This window comes from Gallintestinimicrobium propionicum (genome assembly GCF_025567525.1).
In the GTDB taxonomy this organism is placed as follows: Bacteria; Bacillota; Clostridia; order Lachnospirales; family Lachnospiraceae; genus Gallintestinimicrobium; species Gallintestinimicrobium propionicum.
Genome location: NZ_JAOQJY010000021.1, coordinates 15,163 through 42,054, shown reverse-complemented (window position 1 = coordinate 42,054; position 26,892 = coordinate 15,163). Strand labels below are relative to the sequence as shown.

Annotated in this window: 22 protein-coding genes; 21 read left to right on the top strand and 1 reads right to left on the bottom strand. The window is 49.1% G+C overall.

Translation table 11 applies throughout. The features are described 5' to 3' along the window. The first annotated feature begins 8 nt into the window (after positions 1-8). Positions 9-2,402 (top strand): ATP-dependent DNA helicase, encoded by a 2,394-nt coding sequence (locus OCV62_RS14165; protein WP_262587434.1) that lies wholly within the window; start codon positions 9-11, stop codon positions 2,400-2,402. A 2-nt stretch (positions 2,403-2,404) separates the two neighbouring features. Here OCV62_RS14165 and OCV62_RS14160 read toward each other — a convergent pair whose 3' ends face one another. Then, positions 2,405-3,319: a deoxyribonuclease IV gene (locus OCV62_RS14160; RefSeq protein WP_262587432.1), complete on the bottom strand. Its 915-nt coding sequence runs from the start codon at positions 3,317-3,319 to the stop codon at positions 2,405-2,407. A 121-nt stretch (positions 3,320-3,440) separates the two neighbouring features. On the opposite strand from OCV62_RS14160, the gene OCV62_RS14155 reads away from it, so the two are divergent. From OCV62_RS14155 to OCV62_RS14055, 20 genes are all read left to right on the top strand, one after another. Next, complete coding sequence (locus OCV62_RS14155) at positions 3,441-4,388, top strand: AraC family transcriptional regulator (RefSeq protein ID WP_262587430.1); 948 nt, start codon at positions 3,441-3,443, stop codon at positions 4,386-4,388. A 150-nt stretch (positions 4,389-4,538) separates the two neighbouring features. Then, complete coding sequence (locus OCV62_RS14150) at positions 4,539-5,510, top strand: sugar phosphate isomerase/epimerase family protein (protein ID WP_021914023.1); 972 nt, start codon at positions 4,539-4,541, stop codon at positions 5,508-5,510. A gap of 158 nt (positions 5,511-5,668) precedes the next feature. Continuing rightward, positions 5,669-6,718 carry a Gfo/Idh/MocA family protein gene (locus tag OCV62_RS14145; protein WP_262587426.1) on the top strand — a complete coding sequence of 350 codons (1,050 nt, stop codon included), beginning with the start codon at positions 5,669-5,671 and terminating at the stop codon, positions 6,716-6,718. A 69-nt stretch (positions 6,719-6,787) separates the two neighbouring features. After that, the gene (locus tag OCV62_RS18335) at positions 6,788-8,641 is read left to right on the top strand and encodes a Gfo/Idh/MocA family oxidoreductase (protein ID WP_330667400.1); all 1,854 of its coding nucleotides are present in this window, start codon (positions 6,788-6,790) and stop codon (positions 8,639-8,641) included. A gap of 213 nt (positions 8,642-8,854) precedes the next feature. Beyond that, positions 8,855-9,631: a sugar phosphate isomerase/epimerase family protein gene (locus OCV62_RS14130; protein WP_021914020.1), complete on the top strand. Its 777-nt coding sequence runs from the start codon at positions 8,855-8,857 to the stop codon at positions 9,629-9,631. A 148-nt stretch (positions 9,632-9,779) separates the two neighbouring features. After that, complete coding sequence (locus OCV62_RS14125; protein WP_262587424.1) at positions 9,780-11,471, top strand: extracellular solute-binding protein; 1,692 nt, start codon at positions 9,780-9,782, stop codon at positions 11,469-11,471. A gap of 16 nt (positions 11,472-11,487) precedes the next feature. Further along, positions 11,488-12,378 (top strand): ABC transporter permease, encoded by an 891-nt coding sequence (locus OCV62_RS14120; protein ID WP_021914018.1) that lies wholly within the window; start codon positions 11,488-11,490, stop codon positions 12,376-12,378. Positions 12,379-12,388: 10 nt separating this feature from the next. Continuing rightward, the gene (locus OCV62_RS14115) at positions 12,389-13,270 is read left to right on the top strand and encodes a carbohydrate ABC transporter permease (RefSeq protein WP_021914017.1); all 882 of its coding nucleotides are present in this window, start codon (positions 12,389-12,391) and stop codon (positions 13,268-13,270) included. A 29-nt stretch (positions 13,271-13,299) separates the two neighbouring features. Further along, the gene (locus OCV62_RS14110) at positions 13,300-15,063 is read left to right on the top strand and encodes a glycoside hydrolase family 13 protein (protein WP_021914016.1); all 1,764 of its coding nucleotides are present in this window, start codon (positions 13,300-13,302) and stop codon (positions 15,061-15,063) included. A gap of 119 nt (positions 15,064-15,182) precedes the next feature. Continuing rightward, on the top strand, positions 15,183-15,542 hold the full coding sequence (locus OCV62_RS14105) for a hypothetical protein (protein WP_147342717.1): 360 nt from the start codon (positions 15,183-15,185) through the stop codon (positions 15,540-15,542). A gap of 32 nt (positions 15,543-15,574) precedes the next feature. Further along, positions 15,575-16,873, top strand: a complete 1,299-nt coding sequence (locus OCV62_RS14100) for an alpha-amylase family glycosyl hydrolase (protein WP_021914014.1) — start codon at positions 15,575-15,577, stop codon at positions 16,871-16,873. 113 nt (positions 16,874-16,986) lie between these two features. Continuing rightward, complete coding sequence (locus tag OCV62_RS14095; protein ID WP_262587421.1) at positions 16,987-19,596, top strand: glycoside hydrolase family 3 C-terminal domain-containing protein; 2,610 nt, start codon at positions 16,987-16,989, stop codon at positions 19,594-19,596. A gap of 365 nt (positions 19,597-19,961) precedes the next feature. Beyond that, positions 19,962-20,399, top strand: coding sequence for a MarR family winged helix-turn-helix transcriptional regulator (locus OCV62_RS14090; RefSeq protein ID WP_262587419.1), 438 nt, complete (start codon positions 19,962-19,964; stop codon positions 20,397-20,399). Between the two features lies 1 nt (position 20,400). After that, positions 20,401-21,177, top strand: coding sequence for a sulfite exporter TauE/SafE family protein (locus tag OCV62_RS14085; RefSeq protein WP_118496362.1), 777 nt, complete (start codon positions 20,401-20,403; stop codon positions 21,175-21,177). A 147-nt stretch (positions 21,178-21,324) separates the two neighbouring features. Continuing rightward, positions 21,325-21,936: a uridine kinase family protein gene (locus OCV62_RS14080; protein ID WP_117962048.1), complete on the top strand. Its 612-nt coding sequence runs from the start codon at positions 21,325-21,327 to the stop codon at positions 21,934-21,936. Between the two features lie 123 nt (positions 21,937-22,059). Continuing rightward, complete coding sequence (yfcE, locus tag OCV62_RS14075; RefSeq protein WP_262587417.1) at positions 22,060-22,602, top strand: phosphodiesterase; 543 nt, start codon at positions 22,060-22,062, stop codon at positions 22,600-22,602. A gap of 317 nt (positions 22,603-22,919) precedes the next feature. Next, complete coding sequence (locus OCV62_RS14070; RefSeq protein WP_262587415.1) at positions 22,920-24,008, top strand: hypothetical protein; 1,089 nt, start codon at positions 22,920-22,922, stop codon at positions 24,006-24,008. A 163-nt stretch (positions 24,009-24,171) separates the two neighbouring features. After that, positions 24,172-24,678 carry a GNAT family N-acetyltransferase gene (locus tag OCV62_RS14065; RefSeq protein WP_262587412.1) on the top strand — a complete coding sequence of 169 codons (507 nt, stop codon included), beginning with the start codon at positions 24,172-24,174 and terminating at the stop codon, positions 24,676-24,678. A gap of 106 nt (positions 24,679-24,784) precedes the next feature. After that, complete coding sequence (locus OCV62_RS14060) at positions 24,785-25,450, top strand: GTP pyrophosphokinase (RefSeq protein WP_262587410.1); 666 nt, start codon at positions 24,785-24,787, stop codon at positions 25,448-25,450. Between the two features lie 17 nt (positions 25,451-25,467). Continuing rightward, entirely contained in the window at positions 25,468-26,607 is a 1,140-nt protein-coding gene (locus tag OCV62_RS14055; RefSeq protein ID WP_262587408.1) for an aldo/keto reductase, read from the top strand. The last annotated feature ends 285 nt before the right edge of the window (positions 26,608-26,892 follow it).

The following is a 26,892-nucleotide window of genomic DNA, read 5'->3' as shown; positions in this document are numbered from 1 at the left end:
ACAGTGTCGTGGAGATCAAGGTTTCAGTAAGAGGACTGGTGGAGTTTTTGCTTCGCACAGGGGATATTGACAATCGCAAAAAATCTGCCCCGGACGACGCTATGGCGGAGGGAAGCCGAATTCACCGCATGATCCAGAAAAAGATGGGTTCCAGTTACCATGCAGAGGTTATGCTGCGTTACCGCAGAGACTGCGGGGAATATGATCTTGTCGTAGAGGGCAGGGCAGATGGGATTATCGATTCCGATCCCGTTGCAGTTGACGAGATCAAGGGGACGTATCGGGATTTGTCCCGGATGAAGGAGCCGAATCCGGTGCATTTGGCCCAGGCAAAATGCTATGCCTGGATGTATGGGCAGGAGCATGGAAAAGAGCGGATGGAGGTCAGTATGACCTACTGCAACATAGAGACAGAAGAAATCCGCTATTTCAAGTTTGTGTATGAGATGTCAGACCTGGAAGAATGGTTTGACAGTTTGCTGCAGGAATATCGGAAGTGGTCAGATGCAGACATTGCCTGGAAGAAACTTCGTCAGGATTCCATTCACAGCCTGTCTTTTCCGTTCCCGTACCGGGAGGGACAAAAAGAGCTGGTCACGCATGTTTATCATACGATCTGCCACAGCAGAAAACTGTTTATCGAAGCACCGACCGGGGCGGGTAAGACGATTTCGACGGTGTTTCCGGCAGTCAAGGCAGTCGGGGAAGGAAAGGCGGATCGGATTTTTTATTTGACAGCGAAGACGATTGCCCGGACAGTCGCGGATCGTACGTTCGACCTTTTGCGGGAGCGCGGATTACATTTTAAGACGGTGGTGCTGACGGCACGGGATAAAATCTGCTTTATGGAAGAATCGGAATGCAATCCGGACTCCTGTCCTTATGCAAAGGGACATTTTGACCGGATCAACGATGCGATTTTTGAATTGATGACGACAAAGGAGCATTACAGCCGGGAAGAAATCGAGGCCTGTGCTCAGAAATATAAGGTTTGCCCCTTTGAGCTGGGGCTGGATATGAGCCTGTTTTCCGATGGTATTTTGTGCGATTACAATTATGTCTTTGATCCGCATGTCTATCTGCGGCGCTTTTTCGGAGAAGGTGCAGGCAGAGAGCAGTATCTGTTTCTGATTGATGAAGCGCATAATCTTTTGGAGCGTGGTCGGGAAATGTACAGCGCTCAGTTATATAAAGAAGATTTCTTGACCTTGAAAAAGACTGTGAAGGCATTTTCTCCTCGCATGGAGAAGCTTTTGGATAAGTGCAATCGTGAGCTGCTTTTCCTGAAACGCGAATGCGGGGACTGGTGTATCGTGGTGGAGATAGATGCGTTCGTACAGGCACTTTTGCGGTTGTCGCCCTGTATGGAAGACTATCTCGAAAATCACGATGACAGCCCGGTTCGGCGGGAGATTCTGGACTTTTATTTTGAAATCAGTCATTTTCTGCAGATTTATGAGCTGCTGGATCAGAAATATGTTGTGTATACAAAGCTGGATGAAGATGGACGCTTTTTGTTGCGACTGTTCAATGTTGACCCGTCGACGAACCTCAAGGAGTGTCTGCAGCGTTCCGTCAGCAGTGTGTTGTTTTCCGCGACTCTGCTTCCGATCCAGTATTATAAAAAGCTTCTGGGCGGAGAGGCAGAGGATTATGAGGTCTACGCGAAGTCCGTTTTTTCGCCGGAGAAAAAGGGGCTGTTTCTGGCGGAGGATGTGACCAGCCGTTATACGAGGCGTTCCGACCGGGAATACGATAAAATCGCGAATTACATTCATCAAACCGTGTCGCAGCGGCATGGAAATTATATGGTTTTTTTTCCATCACACGTCTTTTTGCAGCAGGTGTATGAGCGTTATCTGAGGTGTTATGCGGTAAAAGACGATACAGAGTGCCTGGTACAGACCGAGCATATGGATGAGGCTGAGAGGGAGGCGTTTTTGCAGCGCTTTGAGGGAAATCCCGGAATGAACCTGTCCGATATTATCCATATGGAAATCGAAGTGGAGGAAGAAAGCAGTCTGGTTGGCTTTTGCGTGCTGGGTGGGATTTTTTCCGAGGGGATCGATTTAAAGGAGGACAGCCTGATCGGCGCGCTGATTGTAGGAACCGGACTGCCGCAGGTCTGCACGGAACGGGAGATTATTCGGGGATATTTCGAAGAAAACGGAGAAAATGGTTTTGACTATGCCTACCGGTACCCTGGCATGAACAAAGTGCTTCAGGCGGCAGGCAGGGTTATCCGGACAGCGGATGATGTCGGAATCGTGGCGCTTTTGGACGACCGGTTCCTGACGCCGGGCTACCGCAGGCTGTTTCCACGGGAGTGGGAGCAGTTTGAGGTCGTCCGGGGAGAGAGCATCGGAAGCCGGGTGGAGAAGTTCTGGAACGACTGGTTATAGGACTATGCGTCTATCCGTCCGGCGCGCAGCCACGCGATTTCCCGGCGGTATGGCGGCAGCAGCTTTTTTGGATTCTGCGGGTCAGGATACCAGGGCGTTTCGAGGATTTTGGGGATAGTCAAAAAATCAGGATGATGGACGATATGGTACAGCGGTGCAAACCCGATCTGACCGACACCGAGATTGGCATGTCGGTCTTTGGCGGCTCCCTTTTCGTTCTTGCTGTCGTTGATATGGAAAACTGCGATCTGATCCTTGCCGAGGGTTTTGTCAAACTCGTCCAGGACGAGATCAGGATTTGCTGTGAGATCATATCCTGCGTCGTGGACGTGGCAGGTGTCGAAGCAGACGCGCAGCCGGTCAGGAAAACGGACACCGTCATAGATTGCAGCCAGTTCTTCAAAGCGTTTGCCGATTTCGGAGCCTTTGCCTGCCATTGTTTCCAGTGCGATGCGGACCGGAGAAGGCTGGGAAAGCACTTCGTTTAAGCCTTCGATGATCTGATGGATTCCAGCGTCCGTTCCAGCGCCGACGTGGGAACCGGGATGCAGGATGAGCACGTCGCTGCCCATCGCTTCTGTCCGCTCGATTTCCTTTGCGAGAAATTCAACCGCGAGGGAAAAGACCTCCGGTTTTACGGTATTGGCGAGATTGATGATATAAGGGGCGTGGACGACGAAGCGGGTAATATTGTTCTGGCGCATCCGTTCCTTTGCCTGTGGGATGCAGAGCTCATCCACCGGTTTACGTCGTGTGTTCTGCGGCGCGCCGGTATAAAGCATAAAGGTATTGGCTCCGTAGGAAAGCGCTTCCTGGACGGAACCGTCCATCATAGATGTTCCGCTCATGCCCACATGGGAGCCGATCAGGAGCGGTTGGCAAGCTGTTTTGCCAGAGGGTTTACAAAGTGGATTCATAGGTTCTCCATTTCTGTAAAGATTTTTAAACGAGTGTGTAGTTTGACCGACGGATATCAGTATCATCGATATATTGTAGCATGAGTACAGAGTGGGAGAAAGTACAAAAAGGAGAATTTCAATGTCATCGCAGCAGCTGCAATTTTATGAACAGAAAATTATCAGCGATAAAGAGTTTCCAATCGAAGTATTTATGAACCGGGTTCAGGACAAATGCCAGTATTTCCACACACACTGGCATGAGCACATTGAGCTGCATTACGTTGTACATGGGGAGACGGATATTTTGCTCAATCAGACCAGGTATACCTTTCGACAAGGCGATCTTGCTGTCATTAACAGCAATGTCCTGCATGCCGGTTTTTGCAACGGAACCCCGGTAGAGGTGCTGGTTGTTATTTTTGAGCTGGACGAGCTGTCTGCGCAGGTAGCGGAAAAAAATATTTTGTTTCAGCCAATGATCTGTGCAGATACAAAGATACAGGAGCTCATGAGCCTGATCTATCAGGAACAGAATGAAAGAAGCCTTGGCTGGAAGCTTGCCTGTAAGGGAGCATTGCTGCAGCTGATCGCTTATCTGGTGCGCCGCTACGCAGAACAGATGCTGACGGATAAAGAGAGCTTAAAGCGTCGGAAAAATCTGGAGCGCCTGAACACGGTTGTCCATTATATTGAGGAAAATTATACGGACAGCATATCAAATGCACAGCTGGCTGAACTGATCCATGTCAGCGAAGACAGGTTTAACCATCTGTTTCGGGAGAGTATGGGGATGGCGCCGCTGCAGTATATGAATGAGGTGCGTCTAAAGAAAGCCATGCATCTGTTAAAAAGCGGAAATTATTCTGCGGCAGAGGTTGCGGATGCGGTCGGATTTTCGGATTACAATCATTTCGGAAGATTGTTCCGGCGGTATTATCAATGTACACCGATGGAAGCGGTGCGGGAATCCGAGGGCAAGAGTGCAAAGCGTCCGGGTAGAAGTGAAGGAATCAAAACCTTCGAAATCGGATCCATAAAAAAAGAAGATCCAGTGGATGTAAAATCGGAAAAAGAAAAGAAGAAATAGCAGAATCGTATGAGAGAGTAGCAAAGGAGGTCTATCTTTCTTTCGTTTTATTCATTAAAATGTGTAGCATAGAAACAAAATAAAAACAGTGATTGTTGGAAATGAATACAAAATGACGAATCTGATCAATGCTAAAGGAGGAAAATGCACATGAAATTAGGAGTATTGACGGTTGCCTTGGGCGATATGTCCCTGGATGCGGCATGTAAATTTTTGTCTGAACAGGGCGTACAGATGGTGGAGATCGGTTGCGGCGGCTTCCCTGGAACGGCGCACTGCAACGCGGCAGAGCTTCTGGCGGATGAAAATAAGCAGAAAGAGTTTTTAGACACAATTCACAAATATGGCTTGGAGATCAGTGCACTGAGTGCACACGGGAATGCAGTACATCCTGATAAAGCGATTGCAAAGAAATTCGATGAGGATCTGACCAATGCGATCCTGTTGGCAGAAAAGCTTGGTGTTCCGGTTGTAAATACGTTTTCCGGTTGCCCTGGCGGATCTCCGGAGGACAAGACACCCAACTGGGTTACCTGTCCTTGGCCGGATGATTTTTCCGAGATTCTGGAATATCAGTGGAACGATGTTCTGATTCCTTACTGGAAAGAAAAGGTTGCTTTTGCAAAAGCGCATAACGTACATAAAATCGCACTGGAGCTGCATCCCGGCTTCTGCGTATACAATACAAGAAGCCTGTTAAAGCTGCGTGAGGCAGTTGGTCCGGAAATCGGCGCGAACCTGGATCCCAGCCACCTAATCTGGCAGGGAATGGATTTGATCGCAGTAATCAGAGAGCTTGGCAAGGCAAATGCGATTTTCCATTTCCATGCAAAAGACACCAAAGTGGATGCAATCAACACTGCAGTAAACGGCGTACTGGATACTCAGCATTACAGCGAAGAACTGACCCGTTCCTGGATCTTCCGCTCTGTTGGTTACGGTCATGGCGAAGATTACTGGAAAGCGATCGCTTCCGAACTTCGTCTTGCAGGTTATGACTATGCGATCAGCATCGAGCATGAAGACAGCCTGATGTCTGGTAAGGAAGGACTGTTAAAGGCAATCGGATGCCTGAAGAATTCCCTGATCTTTGAGGACAGAGGAAATATGTATTGGGCATAACATGGAACTTCCGTCGGAAGTTCCGGCGAGTTACTGCGTAACCCGGCGTGTTTGCGAAAACAGTTCCGGATGGTTTTACCGAGTTGCTTTTGCAACTCGGCATATAGGCAGGGACGCAGAAGCGTCCTGCTGCGACAGAACAGAAAAGAGGAAAAGACATGAAACATAGACTTGCGATGGTCGGCTTTGGCGGAATGGCAGGCTGGCATTATGATTTGATTCAGAGAATTGACGACCTGGAAGTTGCAGGTATCTGGGATATTAAGGAAGAACGCAGAACCTATGCAGAAGGCAAGGGCATCCATGTATATAAAAGCGAAGAAGATCTGATGGCAGATCCGACTGTTGATATCGTACTGGTAGCAACTCCGAATGATGTTCATAAAGGTGTTGTCATTCGTGCCATGGAAGCTGGCAAGAACGCCGTTTCCGAGAAGCCTGTAACTCTTTGCTCTGCGGATCTTGCAGAAATGCGCGCGGCTGCGGAAAAGACCGGCAAATTCTTTACCGTACATCAGAATCGTCGTTGGGATGAAGATTTCCTGACGGTAAAGAATATCATGGCAGAAGGCAAGCTGGGCGAGATTTTCAGAATTGAATCCAGAGTACACGGTTCCAGAGGTATCCCCGGTGACTGGAGACAGGAAAAAGAGCATGGCGGCGGCATGGTGCTTGACTGGGGCGTACATCTTCTGGATCAGGCGCTGTTATTATATCCCGGTGTGAAGTTAAACACTGTTTATGCAACTCTGACCAACGTAACCAACCAGCTGGTTGACGACGGCTTTTCTGCAGACCTCGGGTTTGAAAACGGAGTGCATGTGCTGGTTGAGGTTGGCACGAGCAACTTTGTATCCCTGCCTCGCTGGTATGTATTAGGCGCTGACGGAACGGCTGTCATCCAGGATTTCGGCAGAGACGGCAAGATGGTATGTGCAACCGGCGTCAATGAAGGTGATGTTGTTCCGGTCATCACGGCAGCAGGCCTGACAAAGACCATGGCTCCGAGAAGAGAGGATACCATCCGCACAGAGGATCTGCCTTGGGCAGATAGTGACATCCGCGATTTCTACCGCAATGTAATGGCAGTGATCGAAGGAAAAGCAGAGAGCAGGATCAAGCTGGATGAGGTTGCAAGAGTTATGCGCCTGATGGAAGCAATTTTCGAATCTGCAGAAAAGAAACAGGTTATCAAATTCGAAGCCTGAAAACAGGGGAACAGTCGGAGTGCCTGCAAAATGGGCGTTCCGACAGCATAGATAGAAGGAGAGGGATCCATGAGCAAAACATTACCGATTGCAGTACAGGTTTATTCGGTAAGGGAAGAGGCGGAGCGTGATTTTGCCGGCACAATGAAAAAGCTGGGTGAGATGGGCTACGACGGTGTAGAACTGGCAGGATTATATGGAAAAAGTGCAGAAGAGATCCGTGACAGCATAAAAGCGGCAGGACTGACTGCGATCAGTGCACATGTTTCCTATGACGAGCTGGCTGGAGATTTGGAAAAGACTCTGCAGGACTATGAAACCATCGGCTGCCGCTATATCGTAATTCCCTGGCTGGGGGAAGACCGCAGATTTGGAGCAGCTTTATATGAGGAAACAATAAAGGGAATCCCGGTGATTTCAGAGGGCTGTAAAAAACACGGCATGACGCTTCTGTATCACAATCACGATTTTGAATTTGCAAAGACACCGGACGGTACCTATGCGCTGGATCAGCTGTATGCAGAGGTTCCTGCGGATGTGCTGGGTGCAGAGCCGGACACCTGCTGGATCAAGGTTGGCGGACCGGATCCCAGCGAATGGTTGAAAAAATACAGCGGACGCTGCCCGCTGGTACATGTAAAGGATTTTCGGCGCAAAGCAGATGGCGTAGATCTGCTGGCACTGGGCGAAGGAGAACAGGATTTTCCGACTCTGGTAAAGACCGCAAAAGAGTGCGGTGCACAGTGGCTGGTTATTGAACAGGATGATCATCCCTACGGGACACCCATGGGAGATATGAAAAAAAGCCTTAATTATTTAAAAGAACTTGGAAAGGAGTCTGACATGACAAAAATTATTAAAGCAGGCGTAGTAGGCTGCGGCGGAATTGCAAACGGAAAGCATTTTCCCGCAATCAAGAAAAACGGAAAGATCGAGCTGGTTGCATTTTGTGACCTGATCAAAGAGCGGGCGGAGAAAGCAAAAGAAGAATACGGCACACCCGACGCAAGAGTTTATACCGATTATACAGAGCTGGTGAAAGAGGATGTGGACGTTGTCTACGTTCTGACTCCCAATAACGCACATGCACCGGTCAGCATTGCAGCAATGAAAGCCGGCAAGCACGTTATGTGTGAAAAGCCTATGGCAAAGACCTATGCAGAGGCAAAGGAAATGGTAAAAACCGCAAAAGAGACAGGTAAGATCCTGACCATCGGCTACCAGAACCGTTATCGTGCAGATTCCCAGTATTTAAAGAGTGCCTGCGAAGCAGACGAGCTGGGTGAGATTTACTATGCAAAGGCTCATGCGATTCGCAGAAGAGCCGTTCCGACCTGGGGCGTATTTATTGATGAAGAAAAGCAGGGCGGCGGTCCCCTGATCGATATCGGTACTCATGCACTTGACCTGACACTGTGGATGATGAACAACTACGAGCCCGCAAGCGTAACCGGTTCTACCTACCGTAAGCTGGCAGACCAGACTCAGACCGGCAATGCTTGGGGAGACTGGGATCCTAAGAAGTTCACTGTAGAAGATTCTGCATTCGGCTTCATCAAGATGAAGAATGGCGCGACCATCGTTCTGGAAGCTTCCTGGGCATTAAATTCGTTGGATGTAGATGAAGCAAAGACCAGCCTGTGCGGTACCAAAGCAGGCGCTGATATGAAGGATGGCCTTCGCATCAACCGCGTACATCACGGACGTCAGTGTGTAGAAAAACCCGACTTAGGTGCAGGCGGTGTTGCTTTCTACGATGGCACAGAAGAAAAACCCGCAGATATCGAAGCAGAAGTTTTCTACAATGCAGTAACCAAGGGCACTCCTCTGACTGTAGAACCGGAGCAGGCTCTGGTTGTTACACAGCTGCTGGAAGCAATTTATGAATCTGCAAAGACTGGCAAGACCATTTACTTTGACTGATTCTGGAAGTAAACAATAGAATGCACGCTCCGCGAACATTCTATTGTCATGAATAATAGAATGCACGCTCTGCAAGCATTCTATTGTCATGAATAAAAATGTAGATCCTGCCCGGTTGCAAGACGGTCGGGCAGGATTTTTGGGGAAAAGGAATTACCAGGCTGTATTAGAAGGTCTGACTGGTGGATTCCTGAATAAAAAGGAGAACTGGATATGACATTGGGGATGATTAGCTGGATCCGTGAAGAGGATTTTCAGCGGGTAAAAGCAAAAGGACTGTCCTTCGTAGAGCTGGATGTTAATGACAGAGTGAAGGAATTTTTGGATGCATTGGAGCAGACAAAGGAATATAGCAAAAAGTACGATCTTCCGGTAGCGGCCATCGGACGTTGGGGAAGTGCCAGAATCGATGAAAACGGCATCCGTGAGGAAGAGCTTGCAATAGAATACAGCCTGATCGATGCGGCAGCAGAGCTTGGCACTGGCATTTATATCACCGGCTGCAACTATGTAGACAGCCTTTCTTATTATGAAAACTGCTCCTTTGCCATTGCATATTTTGAAAAGCTCATCGCATACGGCAAAGAAAAGAATATAAAAATTGCAACCTACAACTGCCGCTGGAATAACTTTGTGTGCAATGCGGAAGCATATAAGATCATTCATGGTTATTTAAAAGACCTGTATATCAAGTATGATACCTCCCATTGCATCAATGCAGGCGGCGATTATCTGCAGGAGACAAGAGACTGGGGCAAGAGATTTATACATGTGCACTTAAAGGGCGCTGTAAAAATCGAAGGCAAGGTATATGACAACCCGCCCGCAGGCATGGATCAGACCGATTGGACCTCCTTTATGGGTATTCTGTACGGCTTGGGGTATGACGGCGGCCTGAGCATCGAGCCGGAATCTGCATACTGGCATGGTGAGCTTTCCGACAGAGGCGTTGATTACACAATCCGGTATTTCAGAAATATGATGATTTAAGTACAAACAATAGAATGCACGCTCTGCGATCATTCTATTGTCATGAACAAAAGGTTCTAAACTTTACTTAAGGATATGCTTTTGATAAAATAAATTCAAATGACAGTTGATAAACAGTTTTACTATGTTTGATGGAGGAGAAAAATTTATGAAAATCAAAAAAGTACTGGCAATGTGCCTGATAAGCGCAATGGTGCTGGGGTCCTTCGCAGGGTGCGGCAAGGACGAGGGCGAAAGCACAGTCAGCGTGAATCAGGAGGATCCTGCATGGAAGGAAGCCATGACCACGCCCTATGGGAAATATCCGGAAACAGTGAACTACACCCTGGGGAAGGAGGTAACGAATTTTGACGTGCTGGATGGGACGAAATATGAGGGCGATGACGATGAAAACAATGCATGGACCAGATATCTGAAGGAGAAGCTGAACGTACAGAACACGGACCTGTTCGAGGCGAATGACGGGGATGACTATGAGCAGAAGGTGTCCATGGCCATCGTCAGCGGCGAGATACCGGATATCATGGGGGTGGGAGATTACGATACATTAAAGCAGTTGTATGAGAACGACCTGATTGCGGACCTGACAGAGGTCTATGAAAACTGCGCCAGCGACAAAATCAAGGAGATCTATGATTCCTATGACGGCGTGTGCCTGAAGACAGCCATGTTCGACGGAAAGCTGATGGGACTGCCTACCACGGAAATCTCCCACGGGCCTGGGATCCTGTGGCTGAGAAAAGACTGGATGGACAAATGCGGCCTGGAAGAGCCCAAGACCATGGAGGACATCTATAATATCCTGGAGCAGTTCCTGGTACAGGATCCCGGCGGGAACGGCGAGGGCAAGACAGTGGGCCTTGTAATCGATCCGGAGATAGCAGGCGATTCCGGCGGAAGCTATATGCTCAACAATATCTTCACCCTGTATGGGGCATTTCCGAAGCAGTGGATTGATGACGGAAGCGGCAATGCCATCTACGGCTCCGTGCAGCCTGAAATGAAAGGTGCCCTTGAACAGCTTTCCAAGATGTACAATGAGGGGTTGATTGACAAACAGTTCGTCACCAGGACCGGCGATGACAGAAAGGGTCTTCTCAACAGCGGGAAGAGCGGCGCCTTTTTCGGCAACTGGTGGGGTGCATGGGAAGTGGCTGACAGCATGACTTTGAACAAAGAGGCAAGGTGGGAGCCTTACATCTGCCCTGTGGGTGCTGATGGGAAAGTGACCATGTTCACGGGCAATCCCAACAGCGGTTATGTGGTGGTGAGAAAGGGCTTCGAACATCCGGAGCTGATTGTGAAGCTGGCAAACATGCAGTTCGATTATTCCCGTTATGAGGAAAAGGATGACGAGGCCTATAAGGAGCTGGCAGATTACAGCGAGCTGAACGCGGGCGGAACCGTACTTGCCATGAACATTGACTATTATGATGCCTTCCCCAGGAGCAGCAAGAAGGTGGTGGATGCGCTGGAGAGCGGAGATACCAGTCCGTTGAACCGTCATGACATGGGTACATACGTGAACAGCAAGAAATATCTGGACAGCCTTGCCAATGGGGAAGAATCCACATCAGCCGGATGGGCTTCCTACAATTCCATGACAGCCGCGAGCCTTGTGGCCGAGACGGAAGTCAATAAAGTGACCCCTGTGTTCTTTGGGAGCACTAAGTCCATGCCATTGAAGTGGCCCACCCTGGACAAGATGGAGCAGGAAATGCTGTTAAAGATAATAACAGGCGAGAAGCCCGTGGACTACTTTGACGAATTCGTGACAGAGTGGAACAAGACAGGCGGTGAACAGATTACTGAGGAAGTGAACCAGGCTATCAAACAATAGGAAGGAGCGATCAGGCATGAAGCGCAAAAAAGACCAAATGGCTTTGCATCTTATGATGCTCCCGGGTATGATCTTGCTGGCAATATTCTCGTTTACACCAATGTTTGGAATCATCATGGCATTCCAAAACTACATGCCTGCCAGGGGGATCGCGAAATCCCCCTGGGTAGGCATGGACAACTTTATATTCATGTTCCAGATGCCGGACAGCAAGCAGATTTTCATCAATACCATCACGATTGCGGTGGGAAAGATCATCCTGAGCACCTTCGTGACGATTGTTTTCGCGCTGCTGCTGAATGAAATCAAGAACAAGTTCATGAAGAGAAGCATCCAGACCATCGTGTATCTGCCCAACTTCCTTTCCTGGGTCATTCTGGCGACGGTTGTGGTCAATATCTTTTCCTACGAGGGGCCGATCAATGCAGTCCTTGAAATGCTGGGGATCGAACCGATTCTGTTCATGGCCAGCAATAAATGGTTCCGCTCTGTCCTGATCGTGACGGATGTCTGGAAGGGCTTCGGATATGGGGCCATCATTTACCTGGCGGCCTTATCGGGAATCGACCCGGGATTGTATGAAGCGGCAGCCATCGATGGCGCCAACCGGTTCAAGCGGGTATGGCATATCACTTTGCCCGGAATCCTGCCTACGATAATGCTGGTGACCATCATGAACCTTCCCAATGTGCTGAACGCCGGCTTTGACCAGATATTCAACCTGTACAACCCTCTGGTCATGGAGACGGCGGACATCATCGATACCTGGGTGTACCGGGTAGGCCTGGTGGAAAGGCAGTACAGCCTTGGTACCGCAGTGGGGCTGTTGCGCTCGATCGTGGGAATCATTTTGATGCTGTCAGCCAACAAAATCGCGCAAAAAGTGACAGATTACAGGATCTTTTAGGAGGGGCGGAATGATTGAAAAGAGAACCTTTGGTGGCATTGTCGCCGATATCATCATATGGATCATAGTGGGAGCGCTGGCACTGTCCTGCCTGATGCCCCTGATGAATATAGTCGCCATATCCCTGAGCGACAACGCCGCAGTGTCAGCCAACCTGGTGAATATATTCCCGATTGGCTTCAATATAAGTTCCTATCAGGAAATCATGGGAGATAAGCAGTTCTGGCGTTCCTTTGGCATCTCTGTCTTAAGAGTGGTCCTGGGATTGTCTGTCAATATAACGCTGCTTGTGCTGACAGCCTATCCGCTGTCCAAGAGCCCCAAGTTCTTCACCGGACAGAAGGTATATATGTCCTTAATCCTGTTCGCCATGCTGTTTTCCGGCGGCCTGATTCCCACCTTTATGGTGGTGAATTCACTGAAGCTGACCAATACGATCTGGGCGCTGATATTGCCGGGAGCCGTGCCGCTGGGGAATGTGATTCTGCTGATGAACGCCTTCCGGGGAGTGCCCAAATCATTGGAGGAGGCCGCCATGATTGATGGGGGGTCCCAGTGGGTGATTTTGCTGAAAGTATTCCTGCCGGTGGTAAAGCCCACTCTGGCAGCAGTCACGCTGTTTACCATAGTGGGGCACTGGAACGACTATTTCTCAGCTTTGGTCTACATTACCGATACGGCGAACTATCCCTTGCAGACATATATTCAGCAGCTGAACGTGGATATTACGGAGGTGACCGATCCTGACAAACTGGAGCAGCTTGCGCGCATTTCCAGTAGGACGCTGAACTCGGCAAAGATTGTGGTATCTACCATTCCGCTTCTGATGATTTATCCCTTTATGCAGAAATATTTCGTGTCAGGCATTGTGGTGGGATCTGTCAAAGAGTAGAGAAAAACAGGAGGTGTTTTAATAAAAGAATGGATTTTACAGGCGTATATCATAAAGCATCGGAACAGATGTGTTATCCCTTAAATGAGGATGAACTGATTGTGAATCTAAAAACAGGATATGATGTGAAACGTGTCTTTATCTATTATGGCGATCCCTTTGAAGCGGGAATCCTGGGCGGAAAAGAGCAGTGGGCAGGAAAAAAAGAAGAGATTTGTTTCAAGAAGCATCTGAGGCATCATCTGTGGTGGACTACCACATTGACACCCAGGTTCAAGCGGTGCAAGTATTATTTTGAGCTTCATACGGAGGAGGAGACATGGTATTATTTCGAGAACGGATTCCTTAGCGAAGAGCAGATTGGAATGGAGGGCAGGATGCTGCAATGCTTCGTCATGCCCTGGATGAACCCTGCCGATGTGAACAGTACGCCTGACTGGGTAAACGATACGGTATGGTACCAGATCTTCCCGGATCGGTTCTGCAACGGGACACCTGAGAAAAACGGCGCGGATATCGAAAAATGGCGCACGGGGCCTGTCTCCAACGCAGAGAGGTTCGGCGGAAACTTGGAAGGGATCCGAAAGAAGCTTCCCTATTTACATGACCTGGGGATATCGGGTATTTACCTGAACCCTATTATGGAAGCGGAGTCCACCCACAAATACGATACAAGGGATTACACGAAGATCGACCCGCAGTTTGGCACCAATGAGGAGTTTGCCCGGCTGGTAAAGGAAGCCCATGCCCATGGAATCCGCATCATGGTGGATGCCGTCTTCAACCACTGCGGCAGGAGCTTTGGCCCATGGGCGGACGTGGTGGAGAAAAAGAGCGGATCCCCCTATGCCGACTGGTTCATGATACAGGACTGGGATGCCTTTGAGAGGCATGGGGATACCAGGGACGGGAGATTCTATTCCTTTGCCTTTACGGACAGGATGCCGAAGCTGAATACCAACAATCCGGAAGTAATCCGATATTTCTGCCAGGTCTGTAAGAGATGGATCAGGGAATTCGACATCGACGGCATCCGGTTCGACGTGGGAAATGAGGTGTCCCACCGTTTCCTGAAGGAGCTCAGGAGACAATTGAAGAGCGTGAAGCCGGATCTCTATCTGCTGGGCGAAATCTGGCATGATGCCAGTCAGTGGCTGGGGGGAGATGAATACGATTCGGTGATGAACTATCCGCTGACCAGCGGGATCCAGGATTTTTTCCTGGATCAGGCAGCAGAGAAGGATGAATTTGAGTATATGGTGAACCGCTGCTATACCATGTACATGCAGCAGAATAATAATGTGATTTTCAACTTGTTGGATTCCCACGATACGGAAAGGCTTATGAACCGATGCCAGGATTTGGATATCTTTTACCAACAACTTGCAATTTTGTTCACCATGCCGGGCAGTCCTTGTATTTATTATGGGACGGAAATTGCCTTAGAGGGCGCCCATGATCCGGACTGCCGCAGATGCATGCCCTGGGACGAGATTGATTCTGCCGAAAATCAGAAAAAAATCGAATTAATGAAATCGCTAATCCGTATGCGTATACAGGAAGATGCCTGCAGAAGCCTGTACTTTGACTTTCCGCATAAGTATTCCCAGAAGCGATGTGTGGAATACAGAAAGCTGAATCTGGATGGAAAATGGATAGAAGTGTTGCTGAACTGTGGCAGCGAGCCGATTGAGATACAGGGCCAGGGGGAAATCCTTTTTGCCAGAAGATGCGAAGGGAACAGTCTGGATGTGCGGGGGACGTTGATCCGGCGGCTGCCATCTACGGTGTGATGAAGACAGTGCTTTTCATCCCCATCATCATCGGCTTGCCGGTGGCGATGGGGATGTTGTGTTCCAGTCCTCTCCAGACCGGGGCGACGTAGGACTGTCGTTTGGTGGATGTTGCCACGTTGGCTGGGATGGTGTTGAGCCGGACACTAGTGCGCTCTGTCCCCCATCAGATACCGCAGATAGCAGATGGCCGCGTTCGTCCAGAGCATATTGGCTACAATGCAGCCATAACCGCCTTGCTCACTATTGACTGGAAAGAGCCGCCGCAGGTCTCAGAGACGGACTACAGGCAGGAGATATTTGACTTCCTGAAAGAGGTGCAGATTTCCTTTACACAGAAGGAACAGATTTACAGGCTGGTAGAAAAGTATGGGAAAAATCCATTGATCATACAGGAACTGTCAGCGCTGGATTTAGGCCGGGAAGTTTATGAAGTTGTCAGCGTATTACTTTGGGCGTATGGAGCAAATGGGATGTAAGTATGGCAGATTAAGAAAGGAAGGGAAATACTGTGGCGTATTGTACGAAAACAGACTTAAGGAATCAGGTTATTTATTCCATATATGTGAGAAATTACAGTGAGGAAGGTACTTTCCTGGAAGTAGAAAAGGATTTGGACAGGATAAAGGGATTGGGGGTAGATATCATCTGGTTTCTGCCAATCTACCCCATAGGGCAGGAAAAGCGGAAAGGCATCCTTGGCTCACCCTATGCCATTGCCGATTACAGGAAAGTGAATCCGGAACTGGGTACAATGGATGACTTTAAGCATCTGGTGGAGGGAATCCGTACAAGGGGAATGAGGGTGATGCTGGATATTGTGTACAATCACACATCACCGGATTCGTGGCTCGCCAAAAACCATCCCGAATACTTTTACAAGACACCGGAAGGGGAGATGGGAAACCGGGTGGGGGACTGGGGAGATATTGTCGACCTGGATTATGGGAATAAGGAATTATGGGACTACCAGATTGATACGCTGAAAATGTGGGCCGGCATCGTAGACGGCTTCCGCTGTGATGTTGCGCCGCTTGTTTCCCTTGCGTTCTGGCTGAAAGCCCGGGAAGAAGTGGCAAGGGTCAATCCGGAATGTATCTGGCTCAGCGAATCTGTAGAACCGGAATTTATTGTGGACATGCGGGCAAAGGGAATGACGAACCTGTCCGATTCGGAGATATTTCAAGCCTTCGATATGTGTTATGATTATGATATTTTTAAATATTTCAGGCAGTACCTGAATGGGGAAGGTACGCTGGGAAGGTATGTGGAAGCAGTCAATATGCAGGAATACATTTACCCTGCCAATTATGTAAAGATGAGATACCTGGAAAATCATGATCAGGACAGGGCCAAAGAAATCATCCCGAAGGAATCGGCGCTCCGTAACTGGACGGCATTTCTTTATTTTCAGAAAGGGGCTACGCTTCTTTACGCCGGGCAGGAGAACCAAAATGAAACCAGGCCGGATCTGTTCAACAAGGACGTTATAAATTTGGATGGAAGCCGTGACATTTCAGATATGTTGAGGCAGCTCTATCAGATAAAAAAGCTTCCGGTTGTTGCGAAGAGCAGTTACCGTTTATCGGCTGATGAAGGTTTGGGCGCAGCCATCGGCGAGCATAAGGAGATACAGGGAAAGGGCAGGCTTTTGGGAATATTCAGCTTTGAAGGGAAATGCGGACAGGTAGAGGCAGGGATACAGGACGGAACTTACACAAATATGGTGAATGGAAAGGAGATTCGGATAGAAGACGGAAAAATTGATTTGAAAATGTGCCCGGTCATCATAAAAGAAAACGGAGAATGAGCCTATGAAAAGAGCATGTGGAACAAAAGGCCTTTGAAAATGTTCTTAGGATAAGAACGCCTTCAAAGGCTCTTTTTGTTGTATAACGGACTGCAGTCTGGAGGAAGATGCAGATGAAAAGCAAAGAAGCGATAGAGAGACATATCAAAGAGCTATTGTCAGAGATGACAGTGGAAGAAAAGCTGGATGAGCTGGATCCGAATATTATGGGGATCGATTGGGAAAAAATCGAAGAACCGATGCGCAGGGAATGCCTGGAAAAACTGGAAAAACGGCGGGCAGATGCAAGAGTTTATAATGCACTGCAGAAATATGCAAAAGAACAAACACGTCTGGGAATTCCGTTTTTGTTCCATGAGGAGGCCCTGCATGGGCTGCATCGCCGTGACGCAACGATCTTTCCACAGCAGCTGACTCTTGCCGGTGCTTTTGAACCGGCACTGTGTGAGGATATGGGGCGGATGGTTGCGGCAGAGACCCGCGCGAAAAATATACATGAGGTGCTGGCTCCGGTGCTGGATCTTGCCCGCGACCCAAGATGGGGGCGGACGGAGGAAACCTACGGAGAAGATACCTATCTTTCCTCGAAGCTTGGTGCCGCGGTTGTGCGGGGATTGCAGGGAGAGGATCTTGCAACCGACCATACAGTAGCGTCAGAACTGAAGCATTATACCGGCTACGGAAATCCGATCGGCGGATTAAACTGCGCACCGACTACAATGGGACGGCATGATGTATTTTCCTATTGCATGCCGGTCTTTGAGGAAGCATTTGTAAAGGCGGGTGCAACGGATACGATGTGCTCGTACAATTCGATCGATGGTTTTCCGGTTGTATCGGATCATGAAATTCTGACAGACGTGCTGCGGGGAACCTATAAAATGCCAGGCTTTGTACGCTCTGATATGACGGCGATCATCATGCAGCATACGGCGCATCACAGTGCAGCAACGCCGAAGGAGGCACTGCAAAAGGCGGTCAAAGCCGGCGTTGACGTGCAGTTTGCGGATTATTCTCACGAAGAATATCGGAGACTGATGAAAGAAATGCTTGCAGATGGCAGCATTACGATGGAGGAGCTGGATACCTCGACTGCCCGGGTGCTGCGTGTGAAGGACATGCTCGGACTGTTTGAAAATCCTTATGTGGATGAGACGCTGGAATCTAAGGTGGTACACTGCAAGGAGCATCAGGACAAGGCATTGGAAATCGCACAGAAAACAGTTGTCCTGTTAAAAAATGAAAATAATATGCTGCCGCTGTCCAGGAGCATTCGGAAAATAGCGGTGCTTGGACCCAACGCAAATCTTCCGGTTATGGGCGATTATTGTATGGAGCCGGATTACCATGCAGTAACACTGCTGGAGGGGATCCGGGAGGTGCTGGGCGTTCCGGCGGAGAATGTAGAGACAGCTGCCAATGCCTCACATCCGGAAATTGTCTACGACAAGGGCTGCAATATTCTGGGTGCAGAGATCAAGCCGCTGGAGCGATGGTGGTTCAATGCAAAGCCGCGTCCGGCGGTGGGTATCACGGAGATCGATTACGGTTTTACAGCGGAGTATTTCAACGGTGCAGATTTTTCGGGAGAACCGGTTCTGACGAGACTCGATTCGCAGATCAACTTCAACTGGATCTACCATGCTCCGGATGATAAAGTAGATTCCAGACAGTTCTGCGTCCGCTGGACGGCAACGATGTGCAGCCCGAAGAGCTTTGAAGGAAGGATCGGGTTATCCAGTCCGGACAGTATGCGGCTGTATATTGACGGAGAACTTGTTATTGATGGCTGGGGAGAAGATAAGGAAGCAAGCCAGATGGTTCCGTTTTTCTTTGAGAGCGGCAGAAAATATGATGTGCGTGTGGAATTTAGAAATGATGCGAGAGGCGTGCGGGTGATTTTCGGCTACGACCACGGAGAAGAAACCATCGACCGTGCGATCCGGTTCGCAAAAGAAAGCGATCTGGCGATCGTGGCACTTGGGGATTCGACAGAAACCTCCGGAGAAAATTTTGACCGGACGACGCTTAACCTGCCCGGAAAGCAGCTGGATTTTCTGAAAGCAGTGTATGAAACGGGTACCCCGGTGGTGCTGGTCATGAATACGGGACGTCCGGTTTCCTGTACCTGGGAGCAGGAGCATATCCCTGCGATTCTACAAGCAGGCTTTAACGGGGAAAAGGGTGGACTGGCAACGGCACAGGTTCTGTTCGGGGATGTGAATCCATCCGGACATCTGACAATGAGCTATCCGCGCAGTGCAGGCCAGATTCCGTGCCACTATTCCCGTAAACCTGCAGGCGGGCGAAAATACGTTGAGATGGACTGGAACCCGCTGTATCCCTTCGGCTATGGGCTGTCCTACACGACATTTTCCTTTGAGAATCTGAGGCTGTCCGCTTCCGAAATTCATGGGGACGAATCGCTGGAGGTACTGTTAGACGTAACGAACACAGGCAGCCGTGCCGGAGCAACGGTGGCGCAGATTTATGTCGATGACCATTATACATCCGTGGTACGCCCGATTATGGAGCTGAAAGGATTTCAGCGCGTGGAGCTGGAAGCAGGAGAGACAAAGACGCTGCACTTTACGCTCGGATTTGATGAGCTGCGCCTGTTGGACGCTTCCTATCACTGGGTGGTGGAACCGGGCGACTTCACAGTGCTCGCGGGGGCGAATGCCGGGGATCTGCCGCTGAGGGCGGATTTCAGAGTAGTGTGAGGACAGGATAAGCGCTGCCCAGTCTTTGCAAAGACTTCAGGTGAAAACTTCATAAGAAAAACGGGAACTGCCGGGAAACGATTTCCGGCAGTTCTTTTATCGTATAGGAAACTTCGTTTCCATACGATAAAAATGCTCCGCGAGGATGCGCACTCGGCGCAAGGGTAGATGGTTGCCGAGGCAACCGCGCCTCGGCGCGAGAATGTGCCAAGGCACATTCTTTTTTATATCGGAGACTCCTGCGAAGTGCGCTCTTTTTTCCGCCTTTCTTCCAAAACCCCCTTGACGCTTCTGGAAAAAGAAGTATAATTACTTCAAAAGTGAATAGTTCAAAAATGAAATAATCAAGGAAGGAGAGTCGACGGATGAATCTGAAAATCGAGTTTGCCAGAAAAATGGCCCTTGCCTATACGGCGGTATGCAGACCGCTGTGCCAGGAAATGAAGCTGCCGCAGACCGCCTTTGATATCCTGATGTTTTTGTACAATAATCCGGAGTATAAAACGGCACGCGATATTGTGGAAATCCGTAACATCAAGGCGAACCTGGTTTCGGTAAATGTGGAAAAGCTGGTGCAGGACGGCTATATTGAGCGGCAGGCGGTGGAAAAGGACCGCCGCAAAACGGAGCTGATCTGTACGCAAAAGGCGCTGCCGATTCAGAAACGGGGCAAAGAGCTGCAGCAGGAGTTTGCAGAGCGGCTGATGATGGGCTTGAGTGACGAAGACCAGAAAAAGCTGGCGATATATTTTTCACAGATGGAAAAAAATCTGGATCAGATTATAAAAGGAGACGAAAGATAAGATGCAGTTACTGATCACAATATTGGTTACATTTTTTGCGGGAATGGGCGCAGGTCTTGGTACCGGCTTTGCAGGGATGAGCGCAGCGGCGGTCATCAGCCCGGTTCTGATTACGTTTCTTGGGATGGATCCGTATATGGCGGTCGGCATCGCGCTGGCGTCGGACGTGCTTGCGAGTGCGGTTTCCGCTTATACCTATGGAAAAAATAAAAATCTGGATATCCGAAACGGACTGATTATGATGGTAAGCGTGTTGGCATTTACCGTGGTTGGCAGCTATGTTTCCAGCCTGGTTCCTTCCAGGACGATGGGCAGCTTTTCTGTGTTTATGACGCTTTTGCTCGGCATTAAATTCATTGTACGCCCGGTTATGACAACCAAGGAGGCAATGCAGGGCGTTTCTGCGAAAAAACGTGCGGTACAGTCGATTGTCTGCGGGCTGCTGATCGGCTTTATCTGCGGTTTTGTCGGCGCTGGCGGCGGCATGATGATGCTGTTGATTCTGACCTCTGTGCTGGGTTATGAATTAAAAACTGCAGTCGGAACGAGCGTATTTATCATGGCGTTTACGGCATTTACCGGATCGGTTTCGCATTTCGCCATCGGCGGTGCGCCTGACTGGACGGTGCTGATCCTGTGTATGGTATTTACGCTGCTGTGGGCACGGATTGCGGCTGTTTTTGCCAACAAAGCAACGCCGAAGACTTTAAACCGTGCGACCGGTGTGATTTTAGTCGTTTTGGGGATTGTGGTCCTCGGGTTTCAATTTTTTGCATAATAAAGAACGGTGGGGCACGATTGCAGCAGGTACGGCGTGATTAAGATCGCGATTCAGATTGCGTGAGAGATTCTGTTTGTGATACAATCAAAAGGGAAACGTAATTTCAATTGTGATTTCAACGATGACCCGGAAACGAGGAGACCTATGGAAACCAGAACAACTACCCCTATAACGACGGTAATGGTGCTGCTGGAAGAAAAACTGCGGCAGCAGGTGAGGCAGGACAAGCCGCTGCTTGTGGCGATCGACGGACGCTGTGCTTCCGGAAAAAGCACACTGGCAAAAGATCTGCAAAAGCAGCTGGACTGCAACGTGATCCACATGGATGATTTTTATCTTCAGCCCCATCAGCGCACGACCAAGCGCCTGCGGGAGCCTGGTGGAAATGTGGACTATGAGCGGTTTGAAACAGAGGTGCTGCAGCCAATGCTCACAGGAGAGGCATTCTCCTATCGCCCCTATGACGCGCACGCAGTCTGTTTTTTGCCCGAGGTAATAGTTTCTCCGAAAAAAGTGACGATCATCGAGGGTTCCTATGCCTGTCATCCGAGACTGCGCAGAAGCTATGACCTGCGCATTTTTCTGACGGTTGACCGACAGGAACAGCTGGAACGGATTCGGAAAAGAAACGGAGAAGAGCGGGAGGAAATGTTTGAACGGATCTGGATTCCGTTGGAAGAGCGCTATTTCTGGAAAGCCGGCGTGGAAAAGACCTGCGATATCAGTCTGGATACGACCGGGCTGTTCGAGGGCTGAGCGCTGAGGGCAGAGAGCAGCGATGCCGGAGCTGCGCAGACGGTATCCGGGCGTGGAAAAGGCGGTATAGTGCAGAGCATATCCGGCTCGCGTTTGGATGTTACGAAATGAGGAATTTGAAAGATGAAATGGATGGTTGCATCAGATATACACGGCTCCGCAAAGTATTGCAGGGAGCTGCTTGACGCATATGAACGGGAAAAGGCGGATCGGCTGCTTTTGCTGGGAGATCTTTTGTATCACGGTCCGCGCAACGATCTGCCGGAGGAATATGCCCCGAAGATGGTGATCGCCATGCTCAATGCGAAAAAGAATCAAATTTTGTGCGTGCGCGGAAACTGCGATGCGGAAGTGGATCAGATGGTATTGGAATTCCCGATTCTGGCGGATTACTGTATGCTCGACCTTGGAACGAAACTGGTGTACGCTACACACGGACATCTGGCATCGGCAGAGCAGTTGCCGCCGCTTCGGGAGGGCGATCTGTTTTTGCAAGGGCACACCCATGTGCCAAGAAACGAGGTAAAAAACGGGATTCGCTGCATGAATCCGGGATCTGTGTCGCTGCCAAAGCAGGACAGCTGGCGCGGATATATGATTCTGGAAGCAAACCGGGCGGTCTGGAAAGAATTGGATGGAACGGTTCGGGAAACAGTTGAAATTTAGACTTTTTTGGAACCTTAAGAAATTCATTATCCGGATTTTATTTTTCCTTTATAAAATTTAGGACATTTTTAGGAACTGGACATAACGAGGACACATTTATTCGGTATTCTATTTTACGGATAGATGAATGACTCACTATCTCCCCCCTCATATAAACACAAAACGGCAGCCCTCCTATCCTGGCTGCCGTTTTGTGTGTCTTCTTTTTCCAAAGAATCTCCCCTAATTGCCTTGACGGTATTTCGGAATCCCGGTAATATATTCAGAGAAAGAAATGTCCGTGACTGTTTCTAATACATCTAAAAGAGGAAGAACCGATGAAAAACTGGGATGACGTAAAAATTGCACCGGAATTTAATGAACAGGGCGTAGCCTGTTATCGGCTGACCGGAGCTGATTTTTTGAATGAATACTATATTATTTCGGAGGCGGAGACGAGAAAGCTGCTCAACACGCCGGAAATCGTAGGCTATGAGGTTTATAACTGCCTGATTTCTTCTACCTCCCAGATGCTGTATTATCTGAAGGAGCAGAAAAAAGTGACGACGGCGAATATCCTTTCCATCCTGAGGGGTGCGTTGAACTATCCGCTGGAAGAAAGTTGCTACCGGGAGCATATCCGCGTGCATGACATCAGCTTTTTATCCAGTGAGCGCGTGTTTGAAAACGAAGAAATCGCCGGGCTGGAAATCAAATACAGCAAGCTGACGATGGTGCCGGACAGCACGCTGATGATCGGTGATATTATTGCAAGCGGCGAGACGCTGATTCACTGCCTGCGCTATGTGACAGATTTTTACCGCGAGCACGGCGCAAAGCTGCGCAACATCATCATCTTTACAATCGGCGGTACAAAGGGAATTGATATTTTAGAAGATCTGACCCGGGATATCCGCGAATTCTGGCCGGAATTTGAAGGCTTTATTACCGTATATTATGAAGGAATTTTTGCAACCTACCAGGATAAGGGCGTTTCCGGCATCAACCTGCCGGACGTGGACTTTTACTGGAAGGGCGGTATTGTTGCGCCGGAGTTTCGCCGGGAAACGCTGTCCATGTGCAGCCCGCTGTTTGAAAAGTGCATCATTTATGACGGCGGCGCGAGACGCTATGAGATTCACGAGCACGTGGAAGAAGTGCTGGAGTTCTGGGAGGGCATCCGGGAACGCGCAGATCAGATCGATTTTCCGAAGCTTCTGGAAGAAAAGCTCGGCTATGAGCTGCCGATCGGCTATGAGGACTGGATTGCGGCAAACCACTACGGCTTAATCCGACCGGAGGACGCCAGATGGCTGTATCGCCAGGAGCAGGGCTATGTCGAGAGCATGAAAAATGTGACGGTGAAGGAGCTGGCGGAGCAGAGAATTGCAGAGTTCACCGGCGCGCTGAGAAAATACATTCTGTAAGGAAACCGTGGGCGCTTATTTTTCACACAGCTATTCATGACAATAGAATGCTCGTAGAGCGTGCATTCTATTGTTTGTGCCGCAGGCGTCACAAAGTAGCTATGATCGCAGAGCCGAACTGGACGTTCGCCCCGCGATTCCTTCGGCGCAAAGCGCCTGCGGAATGGAGATTTTTATGGAAACAAATCAGAATATCAGGACAGCGACGTCATCTGATCTGGACTGTGTTGCGGCGGTGGAGGCGGAATGCTTCCCGGCGGCGGAGGCGGCTTCGAAGGAAGAATTTGCAGAGCGGATCGCAGCATATGGCAATCATTTCTGGCTGCTGTTTAAAAACGGAAAGCTGGTGTCCTTTGTGGACGGTATGGTGACGGATACGCCGGATCTGGCGGATGAAATGTATGAAAATGCAGCACTGCACGACGAAAACGGTGCGTGGCAGATGATTTTTGGCGTCAATACGATTCCCGAATGCCGCAAAAAAGGCTACGCGGGACAGTTGATTCGCTGCGCTATTGAGCAGGCAAAAAAAGAAGGGCGCAAAGGGCTTGTCCTGACCTGTAAGGACAAACTGCTCCATTATTATGAGAACTTTGGCTTTGTCAACGAGGGCGTTTCGAAATCGGTACACGGAAATGTCGTTTGGTATCAGATGCGCCTGACGTTATAAAAAATTAACAAATTCTTTCCCAAAACTCATGATTTTTTGACAAAATTGTTGTATACTGGTGATTGTGGAACGCAGAAAAACAGATCACTCAGAAATGAGGAGTTTTATGAACGACGAAGAATACTACAATTTTGTGAGGCCTTATGCGGATGCGATGCAGATGCTCCTGACCCGGCTGGATGTGCTTAACCACAACCTTTACGGTAAGTCAGACAGCCGCCCGATTCATTACATCCAGAACCGGATCAAGAAGAAAAAGAGCCTGGAAGAAAAGTTGATCCGGCGCGGAAAAGAACCGACCGTAGACAACGCTAAGGACTATCTGCAGGATATCGCCGGTGTCCGTATTATTTGTTACTTTGTGGACGATATTTATAACCTTGCCAAAAGCTTAAAGCGGCAGGCTGACCTGATCGTGATCCGCGAACAGGACTACATCAAAGCGCCGAAACCAAATGGATATCGCAGCTATCATCTGATTGTCGGCGTTCCGGTCTATTGCATGGATGGGATGGAATATTTTCCGGTAGAAGTACAGCTGCGGACATTATCGATGGATTTCTGGGCAAGTATGGAACACCGCATTTCTTATAAAAAAGAACGGGCGGATAAGGAGGAGCTGACAACAGAGCTGTTAGGCTACGCAAACCAGCTGCAGGAGATCGAAAAGAGCTTCGAGAGTCATAATGAAATCGGTAAATTAAAAGAACCGGAGAAGATGGAAAAAGATGTGGCAGAGCCGAAGAATACGGACAGTCCAATCATTTCATAATGAAAAGGAGAACAGACATGGAAAAGAGAAAATTTGAAAAGCTTGGAATCGAAACATCACTGCTTGGCTTTGGCTGTATGCGTTTTCCGGCCACACCGGACGGCAAAATTGATGAGCCGAGAGCAGAGAAGCTTTTGGATCGTGCCATCGCGGCAGGCGTTAATTACATCGACACCGCGTATCCGTACCATAATGGTGACAGTGAACCGTTTGTTGGTAAAGTGCTGCAGAAATATGACCGCAATTCCTTTTATCTGGCAACAAAGCTGCCTGTCTGGGCAATTGAGAGTGTAGACGATGCAAAACGCGTTTTTGCAGAACAGCTGGAGCGCCTGCGCACAGATCATATCGATTTTTATCTGATGCACGCAATGAGCAAAGAGAGATGGGATAAAGTGAAAGAACTCGGAATTGTGGAGTTCTGCGAGCAGTTAAAGGCAGAGGGCAAAATCCGTTATCTGGGCTTTTCCTTCCACGATACCTACGAGGCATTTGAAGAAGTGCTGCGCGGCCGTGACTGGGATTTCTGCCAGATTCAGTATAACTACATGGACACCGAGGAGCAGGCAGGGGATAAAGGCTACGCTTTGGCAGAAGAGCTTGGAATTCCTCTGGTGATCATGGAGCCTGTAAAGGGCGGCAGCCTTGCAAACTTCTCTGATGATATCAATGCAAAGTTCAAAGCGATGGATAAAGATGCCAGCATCGCATCCTGGGCATTTCGCTGGGTTGGCAGCCATTCCAATGCAAAGGTGATCCTGAGCGGTATGTCGAGTGAAGAGCAGGTTGAGGATAACCTGAAGACCTTCTCGAACTTTAAGCCGCTGGATGAAGCAGAAGAAAAGATGATTTCTGAAATCGTATCAGATCTGCAGAGCAGAGTACAGAACGGCTGTACCGGCTGTCGGTATTGTATGCCGTGCCCGGCTGGCGTAAACATTCCGCAGAACTTCGCACTGTGGAACAAATACCACATTTACGGAACCTACGACCATGTAAAAAATGCATGGGAAAAGGATTTGAAGGACGAAGAAAAGGCGAAATGCTGCGTGAAGTGCGGCAAGTGTGAAAAAGTCTGTCCTCAGCATCTCTCCATCCGCAGGGATCTGGAGCTTGCACAGAAGGATCTGGACAGCGCGGCAGCGGCACAGGAGTAAGCGGACTGCAGTAGCTGCGGCACAGAAATGGGCGCACAGAGTTACGAATAAAGAGCGGTATCGTTTTTTATAGACAAAATGGAAAGCAGGCGAATTGCACAGCTATAGAAATGTAGCGATGCAGTCCGTCTGTTTTTGTTTTTCGGAACACTATTGTTGTGCATGTTTCAATTTTGCAATGTATAAGGCTGATTTTGAACTTTGGAAATGAAGAGGAATCTTATATAATGATGTCAGAGGCAAAAGCCCCGGCCTTGATGCCTGCGGATTGTTCCGTGCGGCACA